Here is a 13,811-nt window from a genome sequence, read left to right as displayed (position 1 = left end):
GGTAGCAAATGTTGAGTAAAGTAATTCTTAGCAGTATAGCAAGCTTGGGATTGGCATTCACTGTTGCCTCAGATAGAGTAGTTGCACAGATGAATCATGAAATGCCAGCTACCGAGCGATCGCAGACAACTCAGTTCCGCCGTATTGAGCAACCATTCTGGGTAAAAGGTGCAGTTACAACAGTTGGCTTGGGGTTAATCGGATTAGAAATCTGGTGGTTTCTCTTGAGTAAACCAAAGTCGCAAAAAGCAGAAGCTCATGATGGTATTCAAGAAGTTGGCATTATCGTAGATGGAGGCTATGAACCTAGTCGAATTCTAGTCAATGCAGGTCAAAGAGTCCGCCTTAATTTCCTACGTCGTGACCCTAGTAGTTGTCTTGAAGAAATACGCCTACCTGATTTCCATATCGCCAAAAACCTACCACTCAACGAAGTCACACCCATTGAGTTCACATCCGACAAACCAGATACTTATACCTTCAACTGCGGTATGAATATGTTCCGAGGAGTGATAGAAGTTCAACCTACTGACTCGACTGCAAAAGCAACCCCAGCAACTAATTCTCAAGCTATTCACCAGATCCAACCAGAGCTTTCTTTGCCTACAGAGTCAGCAATAAAAGCAGTGAAAACACCAGAAGGTACTCAAGAAGTGACTGTTACGGTTGAAAAGGGTTACAAACCGGAACGAGTAATTGTAGAGGCGGGACAACCGGTAAAATTGGACTTCCAACGTCACAATTTGAGCAAGTGTTTTGATAAATTGCTAATACCGGACTTTGACTTAGCCGTTGACCTTGCTCCTAACCAAACCACTTCAGTGGAATTTACTCCTAAGTATCCTGGTGAATATCAGTTCACCTGCGGTATGAAAATGTATCGTGGTGTTGTGGAAGTAAAACCTGCCACACAATCCAGTAGCAAATAATTAGCAAAATGATCCTGTTCTCACTTGACTCTCCAGCTAACTGGAGAGTTTAAGATAAGGTAAATACATTTATCTAGCATGAGAGCAGCTAAGTATGTTAGTCCAAGAAGCGCCAAAACTCATTGGTAATGTTGCCAAGTCTAGCGGTGTACCTATTAAAACTATTCGTTACTATGAAGAACTTGGTCTACTCAAATCATCAGCAAGAATGGAAGGTGGATTTAGATTATTTAACTCTGATGTTTTGGAGCGACTACACTTTATTAAACGCGCTCAAAGCTTAGGATTAAGCTTGTCAGAGATTAAGGAATTTTTAAATGTTCATGATGGAGGGGAATTACCTTGTGAGCATATAAAAATTAAACTAGAAGATAAGATTAAAGCTATTGATGAACAAATTCAGCAATTACTTATTTTGAGACAAGAATTATCAGGATTAGTTTCTGGTTGGGAAAGCATACCTGAAAATCCTGAAAAAACAATTTGTCCTATTATTGAAAGAAATTAAACAATCAAGCTGTTAATTTGATTTTTTTATCAGTATATCAACGCATTAAGCTAAGTTGATATGCTGATTTTTTATTGAGAGAAATCAATTGATAAATAAATTAGTTGTTTTTTTTATTTTACCTATTGACTCTCCCGTAAGCTGGAGAACTTAAACTAATTTTAGTCGAGTAGATTAAGCGTATATCTATTCAACGATTTTCAGAAAATTAGTTATCCTCAGTAAGAAATTTAACACTATGACACTGCAACTAACAGTTCCCAAACTTGCTTGTTCTGCTTGCGCGAATACTATCACCAAAGCAATTCAATCAATTGATTCTACAGCCACAGTGCAAGCTGATCCAAAAACAAAAATTGTCAGTATAGAAACTCAAGCACCTGAAACTAAAATTAAAGAAGTAATAGCTGCCATAGGCTATCCATCTGTTTAGGTTTTTGAGTTTATTCTACTATCAGTAGTCAGCATTGAATGAACTGCTGATAGTCAAATATTCAGGCTCTTCCGTATGTGTTATGCTAAAGTTTAAACTCAAATTAGGAATTTACCTTTAAAATCAAGGGTTTCAGGCAGTTATAACCTAGATTTTCTTCCTAAAGATAAAACGTCAAGATTAAAAGCTGCCTTTCTTGCCCAGCAAGGGATATGAGCTAATTTCTAGACGTTTTTAGCATAACAAGTAATGAAGAACCAATATTCATTTCAGAAAAGTCCTTCTGCTTTTAGAAGAGAAGTGACTTATATGAGTTTACTTTTTCTGATTCCACTGACGATTGGTTTAGCAGTTAGTTATTTGTTTAAAAATTCTACTGCCGACATGGCAGAATTAACAAGTTTATCTACAGTTGCTTGCCTAATTGTCAGTTTAATATTAGCACCTTGGCAACTAAAAATTGTGGTTCTAATGCTTGCTATATTAACTCCCCAGGCGACTTGAGACTTTTGAATAACTTCAATCATTAAAAAATGGAGCAAAATCAATGAATAGATTTCTGAATACAATTGCTATAACTACTACTTTGATACTAATTCAAAGTTGCTCCTTATTAATTAGAGACGAAGGAAAACTAATATCTGCTGCTACAAATCAGCATGAAGAACATTCTATAGGTGTGATTAATCACAGAGAACATTCAACAAGTGGCACAGGTGATGGGAAAAAAGCATTTACCCAGGTAAAACTCAAAGTTCCAAACATTCTTACACCTAATAAAAATATTCCGATAGTAATTGGTGTTCAAGATTCGGATGGGAAAGCAATAGCCAACTTTGACACTTTCCAAGAAAAGCTCATGCACCTCATTCTTGTCAGTGATGATCTTCAGTTTTTTAGTCATCTTCATCCCACATATAAAGAAAATGGGCAGTTTGAAGTTGCAGCCCGTTTTCCGCAAGCAGGCAATTACACATTTTTTAGTGACTACAAACCTGCTGGTCAAACAGAACAAGTCTCAGTGTTGAAAACACAAGTTTCTGGAAGCAGTATTGCAGCCCCAGGAATTAACCTAAATCGCAGTAAAACGTTCAATGATACTAAAGTTAATCTTGCTGTTTATGAACCTACTGTGAAAGCGGGTAAAGAAGTCACTTTAATGTTTAAATTACAAGATGCTTCTAAGAATCAACCGCTTACAGACTTGCAGCCATACTTAGGAGAAAAAGGACATTTAGTTATCCTGCGACAGTCAACCTCATTAACAGCAGCAGATTACATTCATGCTCACGCTCTAAAAAATGCTCCTGCTGGACAGGTTCATTTTATGACTAGCTTTCCTCAACCAGGAAAGTATAAGCTCTGGGGTCAGTTTAATCGCAATGGCAAAATCATCACGGCTGATTTTTGGATCGATGCTGTTTAATTTAGCTGATGTTTTATTAGTAAAACGAGAAATGCAAAACTGTTGTGTTTCTAACTTTATATGTACATAGTAGTTAACCCCTACTGTTTCCTTTGCAAACACATCCAGAGAAGTTGTGACACCTAATCAATCCGTCAGGGCTATAAACGAAGCAAAACTAATCCAAGTGCTGACGAGTCAAAGAACAACACCAACAAATCGAATGCCACAGCAGCCAGAACAAACGGGATGTAAGTGTTGCCAAGCAATGATGAATCATAAGCCGGGAATGACGAACAACCAAGACAGCCCATCAAAATAGAGCTTGATAAATCCCTTGGCGAGACACACATTTGAATTTTAAATGTTAAAAAAACTAAAAATTTTTAGAGAAATCTCGCCGAACAATACTGATAAACTAATTGCTAAAGAATTCAATATAACTTAAGTACTTTATATTACTATTTTATCTACTAACAACCTTATATAAGACTAGTATTTGATTTCTGAAAAAACTCCGTACATCTGGAGAGACAGAAAATCAAAGGTAGTGTTTCGCATAAACCACTCAAACATCCACTTTAAATGAGAGAATGTTGGAATTAAAGCGCAAAAACGTCTAACCCAGGTTTTTGCTTGTAACCAAATATCTTCTATAGGATTTTGTGATGGGCAATTAGGAGCAAAGCGGACGCAGTGAATTTTCCATTGCTCTTGAGGTAAACCTTGATTGATTTCGCCTAAAAAGTTTTGAACTAGATGTGAACGATGGTAAGAAGCACCATCCCAAAAAAGAAGTAATCGTTGATTGGGAGACTGGTCTAATAAATAATGTAAATAATCAATCGTATTGTCTGAATTACCAGCGTTGTAAGCTTTCAGCAGTAACTTGCCATTGAGATAGTCAACCGCCCCGTAATATGTCTGTTTATCTCGTTCGTTAACGACTCCAACTGCTATTTCTTGGTCAGTTCTTCCCCAAACATAACCAGTTAAATCTCCCCACAGCAGATGACATTCATCTATTAGTAATACTCTCAGCCTTCGGGCTTCTATTTCTTCTGTGTTGCTTGCCAACAATGTTTCAATCTGTTTTTTTTTGCAGCAACAGCCTCCTTGTCAGCCTTTGGATTTAAGGAAGTGGTTTTCTTCCAACTAATTCCTGCCGCGTCAAATAAATCGTAATAGCTCCGTTTTGATTCGTAGATTACATCATATTCAAATGCTAATTTGTACTCCAGTTCACCAAGCTCCCAAGTATCTTTCGTTTGCAACCAACTTAATACTTCTTGGAACTGTTCATCGCTCAGGTAACTTTTTCTTCCTTTATGATTTAAGCGCAGTCCCGAAATTCCATATTCCTTGTAGGCTTGCTTCCAGCTTGTTATCGAACCAACAGACACATCTAAAATTGTTTGAATTTCCTCATACTTGTAGCCTTGATAAACCAGTTTTACTGCCAAAGCTTTCCTCACCTCACGGGCATCTGGACGATTATCTATAAATTTTTGTAGTTCTGCGATCGCTGCTTGTAGATGCTGATTTATCATTGTCCGTTATTACACAGATATCTCTATCCGTATTATCTCGCAGTCTTTTTCAGAAATCAAATATAATTCCTATATATAGGAATCGTACTTGAATCTTGCTAAGTATACTGAGAAATAAACCAGGCTCTCCGAGACTTGCTATACAAAATTAATACTTAATATGACTTTAATTCATTAGATGGCAAGGGATTCAAGACAATCAAATTCTATTTTTATCAAATCTGTTGTTTTGTTGTATGAAACCTTACCATATAAATGGGTTCACCCTTTTTTAGGTATTAATTTATCATACCCAAACTCGGAGAGCCATAAACCTTTGTATAGCAAGCTTCTAACCAATTTGGTTTTTTAGAAATCAAATATGAGTCCTATATATTACTATTAACCGTTATTTAAAATAGTGGTTTTATACCCAATGAAAACCTAAAAAACAAAAAATAAATAATAAAGTAAATTCCAGTCTAATACACAAATGAGGAGTTATAAAAATTACAATGTTTTTCCTTAGACAACCATCGTTATTTTTTTGACACGGACTTACGTCCAAATAAATGAGAAAAAGCACTGAAGTTGACACTATTACTTCAAGAAAAACCTATGTATTTTACAGAAGATAAATATGGCTACTAAAACTAGAAAAGTTAGCTTAATTGATGACAGCATAATGGGTATTTACCAAATTGCTGCCTATAACGAGCGCAAACTTAAGGCAGTCTATTATGGATTGCAGGAAACGTGGGGTATTATCCAAGCACAGTCTCAAACTAACTGGACAAAAGCACAATGGGATGAGTTCAAATTTCGATTTATTGCTACATTCGGCACAATCGAAAATCCCAAGTATACGGTTGAACAAATGGTCGAGTATTCTATTAAGCACTTTAACAAGGGGTTGGAAGAATTACTCGAAGTCAATAAGCGTACTTGGCAACAGCGTAAACGTTTATCAGCAAAATAATTAGAAGTCATTTAATTATACAGAAAATCTCACTTTTACAAGTGGGATTTTTTTACTAATGCTGACGCAGCTAAGAATGAAAAACCTATCTAAGAGACAACTATGGCTGCTAATAAATCCAATAAACTCAAAGTTACTACAATTGATGATTCGACAATGGAACAATTCAAAGTTGAGTCATTTGATGTGCGTAAGTACAATGCCATTTTCTATTCAATTCGCGATCTTTACGGACGCGAATCACAACGGCAATTAGGATCTGATAATTTCGACTGGAAAACTTTTAAGACTCAGTTTGAAATCTGTTTTGGTCGTCCTGAAGATTGTCGTTACACCACAGAACAATTATTGAATTTTGCCAAATACAAATTCAACATGAGTTTGGAAGACTTGTTAGCTTATAACCGTAAATCATGGGAACTCCGCAAAAGACGAGAACAACAATATGCAGACATGGAGCAAATTAACTCTGTAATTCAACACATTCCAGAAATTACCAATTCTCATGTTGATTGCTCCCAAATGCTAGATCAACAGCCATACTAAAATCTCAAAGAATCAGTTAGAAAGTACTGTTTTATGCAGCACCTCGTTCTAACTGATTCTTTTTTTACTACACTGATTTTTGTCTGAACCTATCAAACATTCTCGTTTACAGCAATAAAGGTACTAGGCCGCTCACAAGGCGTAAAGTTATACTTACGTTTGACTTCTTCACCTGTATTATTTGTATTACCTTCAACAGATTTAGTTAGCGGTACAACCTCAGAGCGTATGTAACCAGTCAACTTATCAAACTGAATAATCATGTGCTGGTGGAAAGCCCAAACATCCGCCATCCGATTGTCCATACCAGAAGATATTTCATCAGGTATAAAAATATTACCGTGCCAGGATACTTTAATCCCCTCTTTCTGGAAGTAAGCATCTATTTCTGGACGAATGTAATCCGCAGTTCCTCCGCAGAATACCAGTTCTTCAATGTCCTCATCCATCTTTGATCGCAACCACCTAGCGATCGCACGCCAATATTCGTCTCTAGCAAGTAATAAAGCTTTGGACATCAACTCTCCATCAAGTTGAATCTCATCACCTTTGCGCTTGCGTGAGAGTTTTTGCATCACCTGGGGGTCATAACTGGCTCCAGCTTCTATCAGTACCTCAATAATATTGGAATTATCAGGGCTTAGTCCCGATGTTTTGGAAATCAAATTATTTACTAACCAAGACATACCAAAATTGCTGGTTATTCCTGCACCAATCGAACCACTCCGAAAGGTGAAAATACTCGCGTTGCGATAACCAAGCATCACATACATCGAAACAGGTACATGATCGCCAAGCGTTCGCCTACGGTGGAAAAATATTCCACTACCTTCAGACGCTGCATCATAACGAAGCATTTTCACCCGCATCTTACCTGCTGGTGTATCAAACCCCCGAAACGTATCCTTCAACCGAATTTGTAACTGTTCCTTGTCTTGCACTTCACCCGGCGGCAGCAGGACACTCAAGTAAGCTGCAACATCATTACCCAGGTTCAACTTCTCCTTAGCCAGCCAAAATGCTCCGCAAATTTTGGGGATTGCCAATTCGTACTTTAGCTCCTTCAGTTGCGATATACCCCCAAACCGACGACGAGCAAGTTCTCCCAAGGCGAAATACTCATCACCGATTCCTACCCAAGCACGAGATTCAGGACTACCTTCAGGTTGGACGCTTTCAACTGAGGCTTTAGCAACATCCGCTATTTCTGAATCTAAAAGTAAAACAACAGGCTTTCCTTCTGGATACTCCTGAACGATAACCTTGGTTTTACTCGCACCCATGTCAATCGTAATTACTATCTTTTTTACGTCTGTTTTCTCCTTTGTTTTAGGCATATATATTGATGTTTTATTAATTTTTACTATTGTTACTAATTTAACTGAAATAGGAATAATGCTGTAGTGCAAAACACTTTCTTTACAGGGGTTAACAGGTTTTTTACATACAAAGTAAGTAGAGAAAAAATTATTCCGCTCATTTTCTTCTATATCTTCTATAACACTAATACCAAACCGAAACTGTAGATTCTAAGTAAATTAATGTATTAAAAATTTCTTCAACACACGCTGGTTAAATTACGTCCTGTATCATGAACAAATTACCCCAATCACACCCTAATTCTGTATCAACTAAAAGTTGAATTAGAAAATGAAGTTAGTCTTTGGCTTATCAAATAAGCCATGTAATTGTAATTATTGCACCCAGTATTACCTCAATCATCCCCACACTTACCTCACTAAAAGCACCACAATTGAGCAGTCTAATAAAATAACAAGGTATGTCGAATGGGGTTTATTACAAATTTGCTTTGCTGCAAAATTGTTGATTACAACTTTTACAAATGAAATATCATGAAGGCAATTGCACCGCCGGAGTTAGAATGCGATCGCCTCTCCAGTCCGGTCAAATACTGTTAATGCATTCGACCACAAGCTCTGACTAAATATATGGTTAACATGGTTTCATTAAAACCTTTGAGTAATACAGGCGCTTGGGCAAAAACTCCTTCTAAATGCACCTTGTGAGGAAATGCAAAGCACTTGGTAGCAACAGTGCCTGACGCGATGCCTGCTGCGGGTGTAGCCATCGCACTCTAGAAAATATTGCCCACAACAACAAACAGGACAAGGGAGGGAATTACGTAAGTAGCATAAGCGAAGGCAAAGAATACGCTTTTCTCTAATACTTAACAGCCATTCCCCATAATCCCTTCACTCCAGACGAAATCCTGCATCAACTTCTATTTCTGCCTTAGCAATTGGGTCATCCTCGTCATCATTAAAGAATCCATCATCTTCAGAATCTTGTTCCAAAATATTTGATCCGACTGGTTCTGAGGTAATAGGTAGCGAGTCAGGACTTGGCTCAGTGGAATCAAAAAAAGAAACCGAAGGGGGAACTAAATTAGTTGAAACAGGAGTTACTCCCACACCATTAGTTCCAATTGTTGGTTGTAAGCCAATCACACCCTGCGAGAAAATTCCACTATGAGGATTAACAAGAACTACCTGGGGCAAACCCTCCATCCCAAATGTCCGTTTCATCTTAATTATCTGGGCTTCAAGTTGCGCGATCGCATCATGGAGGGCCGACTGCAATTCCATACCGGATACTCCCGCAGCCGATAGTGCAAACGGTAGGTAATACGCCCGCAACGCTTCACATACTAACTCAGTTTGCCCTCGCTTCTTCGACTGGAGATAGCTAATTACTATCCCATCTTCAGTATCCTTATTCCGCATGATTCGCGCCAACTCAACAGAATCAGCAGGCTTACTCGTTCTTGCCATACCCTTACTTCTATATAATCTGCAACCCAAGCTTTTCAGTAAGCTACTTGTCAATACTCTTACTTTAACCACACTGTAGAAGAACTTACCCCCGTATTTACTCCTAACTACCCCAATTCACACACTAATTACCCCAATCAATTGAAAATTAAGTCTAGTTTTTTAAATAAAAATATGTTGTTAACTGATAAATAAACTCTCACAATTCCCATGATTGAGGTATTCTGAGGGCAAATTGACCCAACTATTTCAGCATTACTTCAAACATCAATCGTCTTGGAACAAAACTCTACAACCCTCGCTGCATATAAATTTACATCAGTCGCGTTCCACAATAAACCATTGCTGTTGTCGCACAATCCAGAACTAAAACAAGGTATGTTCAATGGGGGCATTTTATCCTTATATTATTCGCAATAAATTAGATTAATTGACAATATATTCAATACAATCGTTTATCATGTAGTTCTAATAAATACTACTTCTGTTTTATATTGACTTTTTGATGGCTAAGGTATGGTAAACGACCCCGTAAAGCGAACTAAATCTATCAAGGTATACCTCTTTGAGGAAGAAAAAACTACCATTGAGGAAAAAGCGATCACTACAGGGGTAACTGCATCTGAGTATTTACGTTCCTGTGGATTAAGGCGGGTACTAACGGCAAAACCGCCCGCCGACTTGATAACTATCCGCGCCACTGCTGGAAACCTTAAAAGCGAACTGATGATGTTATCTCATTTAGCGAAAGAAACAAACAACCAGCAAATTTTGGATACTGTTAATAAGGCGATCGCACTTGTAGATCAGACCATCGCAGCTGCATTTCACATGGACGTTCCAGATAAATCACCCTCAAGCCAAGATAAATAAGGCATTGTAGGTTCTATAGCCCCCACTTTCAACTGTCTCAATTTGATTCCCGTCATCTACAAAAAACCCAATTTTCTCGACACGCTCAAGTATGTCTTGGGCAAAGATGATGCTGCAATTGTCGATACTAATATGATGGGAACAAAGCCAGACGAATTTAACCAGCAGTTTCTCACCATCAAGTACACCAACAAAGCAGTTAAACGGCAGTGCGCTCACCTCATCATCTCGATCGCACACCGCCCGAACTACCACGAGCATTTATCCAACAGTCAGTACAGTTATGTAGCAAGAGAATATCTCAAGGATATGGGATACTTGCCCAAAGAAGAATCATCTGTAGCAGCTACCAGTCAGTTTGTTGCAGTACGCCACCACGATCGCAACCACGAACACCTGCACATAATCGCCTCCCGTATTCGGTTAGATGGCAGCTTAGTTAATGATTCCTATGATTATTTCAACTCCCAAGTCTCAACTAGACGCATCGCGGCGGAACTAGGATTGGAAGTAACTCCAACAACAAATGAAGCTGTGGCCTCTAAGTTAGAGCAAGAGTACGGAATAATTACACTTACCAGCCCCAACCGATCAAAAAGTATTAGAGCAGTCAACAGTAAGCACAAAACCCCAACAAGTAAGGAAATTATTCGCCAAGCAATAGGAGAAGCCATTAAGGATAGTCCCACCGTTTCTACGTTCATTGAACGCCTGGAGGAAAATAACATTGGAGTATTGCCTAAGATGCAGGGGGAAGAACTACTAGGCTTTACCTACATTCATAATGATGTCAAAATTGCAGGTTATCAAGTATACAAACCTTATAGCTGGAACAAACTGCGGTCTGAATATGGAATAATGTATGATCCAGATAAAGATAAAGAAGTAATTCAACAAGCTAAAGCCAGAGCAATTAACCGCATCAATACTAACAGCACAAGTAACAAAGAGTCCTTTTATATCAGTAAAGCTACTAACAGCAGTACAAGTGATAGCAATGGCGATACCGATAGTAACTCCAAAAAATTTATTAGTACATATATACTAAACAGTGATTATCTAGATGAGATTTCGATAATACAACCCAAATCAGAAGATAACCCCACTTCGGAAGCAAATAACACTAAGAAAAAAGTTCAGCCGCATCCCCAAAAACAGTACCCACAACAGGATATTTCAGAAGAAAATGGTCTTACTGCTAAACAATTCCTAGAAGAGCAATCTTCCCCTGTTCCTCCTTCTCTTAACCTTCTGCCTTCTACTCTCAAACATTTGCCTTCTATAATCACTGACTATATGCTTGTTACCAATAACTTCCGTATCAAAGGACGGGAGTTGAGTGCCAGCTTAGATAGCAATACTCTGAGTGTTTACCGTCATGGGGATAATACTCCTGTGATGCAAACCTGCTACAGTCAGGGAAACTGGTACGAAGAGATACCAACTCGACTAACCACAAACGAAATTGAGCAGATTGAAAGTTTACGTTTCTTTACCCAACAAGCATTAATCAATCAACAGCGATCGCAAAGAGGTATTGAGCGTAGTAAACCTGCTACTAGAGAGAATTTAATCTACTGAGAATTCCTATTGTTGATATATGAAATACGAAGTGTTCAAATTTGAATACTTCGTAGAAAGCATTAATACATCTAAGTTGATGTTTTAAGCAATTCCACTGCGTATTAGTGCCAAAATTTGTACATCCGAGTCATAATAGATTTCGAGGTTGTTTTCTGGTTCTAAGTCATGAGTTATGTTATGTTTTTATAAATCACAGCGCAACAGCTTAATCTTGAAATACCCTCGTTTAAGTTTCTCACTTCCCCTGACTTCATAAAATTTATCTGGTTTTTGGACAATTTCAACCAGTCCCTGCGCTTCCATCTTCTCAAACAACGACTGCCACGACGCAATATCTTGCTCAGGCGCAAAAATTCTAACATCGTTTATCTCGCCCATAAGCCTCTTTGTTCTAGCTATATAAAATTATAAAAGTAACTAGAACAAAAAACGATAACCCATGCCCAAGAAAAAATGTGGACTTGGATTTGACTGTGCCAGTATGATGCAGCACCCAAGCATAGATCCTGGCGACTGCTTAAATTACAAAATTTGTGGGAGTGCGGTTGAACTAACCCCTGATGAAGAACTCGAACTTGTTCGTATCCGGGAAGAACAAATGCGCCAGTATCAAGAACAAATTCGCCTGACTCGCCGTTCTGCCGCCATTATGATGCTGATGAGGCGCGGTTGCCCACAATCACCAGAATCATTAGGTATTGTCTCTGCCGTCGAGGCGATCGCCACCACATTAGATAATATTCGTACTAGACTTACTAACTTCGACGGACAGTACATTGCACCACCTAGTTGCGAACTCCACATCTACAATGTTAAACGCCCCAGTGGTACGTACTCATACTATAAACTAACTGCCGAAAACGCAATATTTGCACCTTCAGAGAAAGAACAACAAGTACGGGTAATTCACCTCAGCCATCATAATGATGCGCGGTATATAGAAGCACAACTTGGTATCGAACGGCGAAACAAGTTAACCCAGGTGCGAACACTGCTTCAGAACGCAAGCGCATTGCTTGAGGAAGCAACACGTCTACTCGAACAAACTACAGATATGAACAGTCCAAATGCTACAGTTGAAGTTTTCAACATCGATGAAATTATATCCATCGACTAATAAAACCAGCAAAATGGGAAAATTTACTTCATTACTGCCACAAAATATAAATCCTGAAATACAGGATTATGTGTAAAGCTGCTTTATCTACCAGTGCGACGTGACGATTACAATCAAATCGCTCTGATAGGTATGCCAACAGGCTAAAAACTGACTAGGGAGAAGTGAAAAATGACTATAAGTTTTAGAGAATGGCTCAAACAATTTAAAAATCAAGATATACCTTTTGGTGATTTATGGAGTGATGCCACATCGACTAAAAGAGGAAGATTTCAAGATAATATTTCAGATTCTTGGCAGGGTAGCACTATAGAAAGCTTGATAGAGTTTATGGTTAAAAATGAAGCATCATATAAATCTTATAGTGTTCTTAATGAAGCTAATGAGGCGTATCATAATTATTTGGGTTTAGAACCTATAGAAACATCTAAATTGGAAGAATTAGAGAACCAATTTAAAGCTAAATATTACGCAGAACGTCTACAGCACTATACAAGATTATGTATGTTATATAACAATGCTACTTGAATTTTGCTCAGTATACTGAGCAGTCAAGCTTTTAGGCAGTTTTATTTTTGTTCTAGTTACTTTAAATAAAAATAATAGCTAGAACAAAAGAGACACTCAAAATCGAATAACGACAGGAGAGTGTACATTTAGAATAAAGTTCCAAAATTTAAAACAAAGTCTTGAAATTTAAAATAAAGTCTTAAACTAACTGGCACAAAAAGACTTTACCGTCTACTGGGCTAAAGCCGACGATAGGGCGTTGCGAAGCAGTCTAAACCTGCTTGATAGTTTAGGACTTTACTATTTTCATCTAGAAGCGTTTAGAGATTTTTCTTTAAAATTTCATGACTTTATTATTTCCTATGCCAAACCATAAGTACGTAAAATTAAGCCTTTCAAGCTTCAGAAATTTCAAGACTTTATTTTAAACGTACAGAGAGTAAAAAATTAGGGAGGCATAAAATTATCAAGGTGCTGCCACACGAATTTAGCTTTCCGTCTCAAACTGCAAACATAACCATAATGGCAAACATGAAGAATGTTACTACTGATTCAGGGTTAAGCAAGAAGTAATCAATAAGTCAGTATATTTTTTGGCATACTTAA

General features: G+C 37.9%; 16 protein-coding genes and 1 pseudogene. 12 read left to right on the top strand and 5 right to left on the bottom strand.

What is annotated here, in order from left to right; all coding sequences use genetic code 11:
• Positions 1-8: 8 nt before the first annotated feature.
• The 6 genes from NIES593_RS00395 to NIES593_RS00370 all read left to right on the top strand — a co-directional run bounded on the left by NIES593_RS00395 (position 9) and on the right by NIES593_RS00370 (position 3,597).
• The gene (locus NIES593_RS00395; protein WP_083602243.1) at positions 9-929 is read left to right on the top strand and encodes a cupredoxin domain-containing protein; all 921 of its coding nucleotides are present in this window, start codon (positions 9-11) and stop codon (positions 927-929) included.
• A gap of 94 nt (positions 930-1,023) precedes the next feature.
• Positions 1,024-1,437, top strand: coding sequence for a heavy metal-responsive transcriptional regulator (locus NIES593_RS00390; protein WP_073597704.1), 414 nt, complete (start codon positions 1,024-1,026; stop codon positions 1,435-1,437).
• A gap of 238 nt (positions 1,438-1,675) precedes the next feature.
• Positions 1,676-1,870 (top strand): heavy-metal-associated domain-containing protein, encoded by a 195-nt coding sequence (locus NIES593_RS00385; RefSeq protein ID WP_073597703.1) that lies wholly within the window; start codon positions 1,676-1,678, stop codon positions 1,868-1,870.
• Positions 1,871-2,179: 309 nt separating this feature from the next.
• The gene (locus NIES593_RS00380; RefSeq protein ID WP_073597702.1) at positions 2,180-2,374 is read left to right on the top strand and encodes a hypothetical protein; all 195 of its coding nucleotides are present in this window, start codon (positions 2,180-2,182) and stop codon (positions 2,372-2,374) included.
• Between the two features lie 43 nt (positions 2,375-2,417).
• Positions 2,418-3,296 carry a hypothetical protein gene (locus NIES593_RS00375; RefSeq protein ID WP_073597701.1) on the top strand — a complete coding sequence of 293 codons (879 nt, stop codon included), beginning with the start codon at positions 2,418-2,420 and terminating at the stop codon, positions 3,294-3,296.
• A 115-nt stretch (positions 3,297-3,411) separates the two neighbouring features.
• Positions 3,412-3,597 (top strand): hypothetical protein, encoded by a 186-nt coding sequence (locus tag NIES593_RS00370; protein WP_217651766.1) that lies wholly within the window; start codon positions 3,412-3,414, stop codon positions 3,595-3,597.
• Positions 3,598-3,767: 170 nt separating this feature from the next.
• On the opposite strand, the pseudogene NIES593_RS23370 reads toward NIES593_RS00370, so the two are convergent.
• Positions 3,768-4,801 (bottom strand): annotated as a pseudogene (locus tag NIES593_RS23370) (IS630 family transposase); the annotation flags it as partial.
• A 643-nt stretch (positions 4,802-5,444) separates the two neighbouring features.
• On the opposite strand from NIES593_RS23370, the gene NIES593_RS00355 reads away from it, so the two are divergent.
• Both NIES593_RS00355 and NIES593_RS00350 read left to right on the top strand, forming a co-directional pair.
• The gene (locus tag NIES593_RS00355; protein ID WP_073597698.1) at positions 5,445-5,783 is read left to right on the top strand and encodes a hypothetical protein; all 339 of its coding nucleotides are present in this window, start codon (positions 5,445-5,447) and stop codon (positions 5,781-5,783) included.
• 102 nt (positions 5,784-5,885) lie between these two features.
• Entirely contained in the window at positions 5,886-6,329 is a 444-nt protein-coding gene (locus NIES593_RS00350) for a hypothetical protein (protein WP_073597697.1), read from the top strand.
• Positions 6,330-6,421: 92 nt separating this feature from the next.
• Here NIES593_RS00350 and NIES593_RS00345 read toward each other — a convergent pair whose 3' ends face one another.
• From NIES593_RS00345 to NIES593_RS00340, 3 genes are all read right to left on the bottom strand, one after another.
• Entirely contained in the window at positions 6,422-7,738 is a 1,317-nt protein-coding gene (locus NIES593_RS00345) for a ParM/StbA family protein (protein ID WP_217651765.1), read from the bottom strand.
• Between the two features lie 506 nt (positions 7,739-8,244).
• A complete protein-coding gene (locus tag NIES593_RS23830) occupies positions 8,245-8,418 on the bottom strand; it encodes a hypothetical protein (RefSeq protein ID WP_175560997.1) in 174 nt (57 codons plus the stop codon).
• Between the two features lie 124 nt (positions 8,419-8,542).
• Positions 8,543-9,073, bottom strand: a complete 531-nt coding sequence (locus NIES593_RS00340) for a hypothetical protein (protein WP_217651764.1) — start codon at positions 9,071-9,073, stop codon at positions 8,543-8,545.
• Between the two features lie 564 nt (positions 9,074-9,637).
• On the opposite strand from NIES593_RS00340, the gene NIES593_RS00335 reads away from it, so the two are divergent.
• Positions 9,638-9,994, top strand: a complete 357-nt coding sequence (locus NIES593_RS00335; protein WP_073597694.1) for a plasmid mobilization protein — start codon at positions 9,638-9,640, stop codon at positions 9,992-9,994.
• A gap of 42 nt (positions 9,995-10,036) precedes the next feature.
• Entirely contained in the window at positions 10,037-11,575 is a 1,539-nt protein-coding gene (locus NIES593_RS00330) for a relaxase/mobilization nuclease domain-containing protein (RefSeq protein WP_175560996.1), read from the top strand.
• A 186-nt stretch (positions 11,576-11,761) separates the two neighbouring features.
• Here NIES593_RS00330 and NIES593_RS00325 read toward each other — a convergent pair whose 3' ends face one another.
• On the bottom strand, positions 11,762-11,956 hold the full coding sequence (locus NIES593_RS00325) for a hypothetical protein (RefSeq protein WP_041457400.1): 195 nt from the start codon (positions 11,954-11,956) through the stop codon (positions 11,762-11,764).
• A 61-nt stretch (positions 11,957-12,017) separates the two neighbouring features.
• On the opposite strand from NIES593_RS00325, the gene NIES593_RS00320 reads away from it, so the two are divergent.
• Both NIES593_RS00320 and NIES593_RS00315 read left to right on the top strand, forming a co-directional pair.
• Positions 12,018-12,695 carry a hypothetical protein gene (locus NIES593_RS00320; protein ID WP_083602242.1) on the top strand — a complete coding sequence of 226 codons (678 nt, stop codon included), beginning with the start codon at positions 12,018-12,020 and terminating at the stop codon, positions 12,693-12,695.
• Between the two features lie 171 nt (positions 12,696-12,866).
• On the top strand, positions 12,867-13,223 hold the full coding sequence (locus NIES593_RS00315; protein WP_073597693.1) for a hypothetical protein: 357 nt from the start codon (positions 12,867-12,869) through the stop codon (positions 13,221-13,223).
• Positions 13,224-13,811 lie beyond the last annotated feature (588 nt).

This window comes from Hydrococcus rivularis NIES-593 (assembly GCF_001904635.1).
In the GTDB taxonomy this organism is placed as follows: Bacteria; Cyanobacteriota; Cyanobacteriia; order Cyanobacteriales; family Microcystaceae; genus Hydrococcus; species Hydrococcus rivularis.
The sequence above is the reverse complement of the archived record's forward strand: the minus strand, read 5'-3'. Positions and strand labels throughout refer to the sequence as shown.

Coding starts and splice junctions, on each gene's coding strand:
- NIES593_RS00390 (WP_073597704.1), top strand. CDS start 1,024: ATGTTAGTCCAAGAAGCGCCAAAACTCATTGGTAATGTTGCCAAGTCT.
- NIES593_RS00380 (WP_073597702.1), top strand. CDS start 2,180: ATGAGTTTACTTTTTCTGATTCCACTGACGATTGGTTTAGCAGTTAGT.
- NIES593_RS00320 (WP_083602242.1), top strand. CDS start 12,018: ATGCCCAAGAAAAAATGTGGACTTGGATTTGACTGTGCCAGTATGATG.
- NIES593_RS00335 (WP_073597694.1), top strand. CDS start 9,638: ATGGTAAACGACCCCGTAAAGCGAACTAAATCTATCAAGGTATACCTC.
- NIES593_RS00325 (WP_041457400.1), bottom strand. CDS start 11,956: ATGGGCGAGATAAACGATGTTAGAATTTTTGCGCCTGAGCAAGATATT.
- NIES593_RS00350 (WP_073597697.1), top strand. CDS start 5,886: ATGGCTGCTAATAAATCCAATAAACTCAAAGTTACTACAATTGATGAT.
- NIES593_RS00385 (WP_073597703.1), top strand. CDS start 1,676: ATGACACTGCAACTAACAGTTCCCAAACTTGCTTGTTCTGCTTGCGCG.
- NIES593_RS00395 (WP_083602243.1), top strand. CDS start 9: ATGTTGAGTAAAGTAATTCTTAGCAGTATAGCAAGCTTGGGATTGGCA.
- NIES593_RS00315 (WP_073597693.1), top strand. CDS start 12,867: ATGACTATAAGTTTTAGAGAATGGCTCAAACAATTTAAAAATCAAGAT.
- NIES593_RS00340 (WP_217651764.1), bottom strand. CDS start 9,073: ATGCGGAATAAGGATACTGAAGATGGGATAGTAATTAGCTATCTCCAG.
- NIES593_RS23830 (WP_175560997.1), bottom strand. CDS start 8,418: ATGGCTACACCCGCAGCAGGCATCGCGTCAGGCACTGTTGCTACCAAG.
- NIES593_RS00375 (WP_073597701.1), top strand. CDS start 2,418: ATGAATAGATTTCTGAATACAATTGCTATAACTACTACTTTGATACTA.
- NIES593_RS00355 (WP_073597698.1), top strand. CDS start 5,445: ATGGCTACTAAAACTAGAAAAGTTAGCTTAATTGATGACAGCATAATG.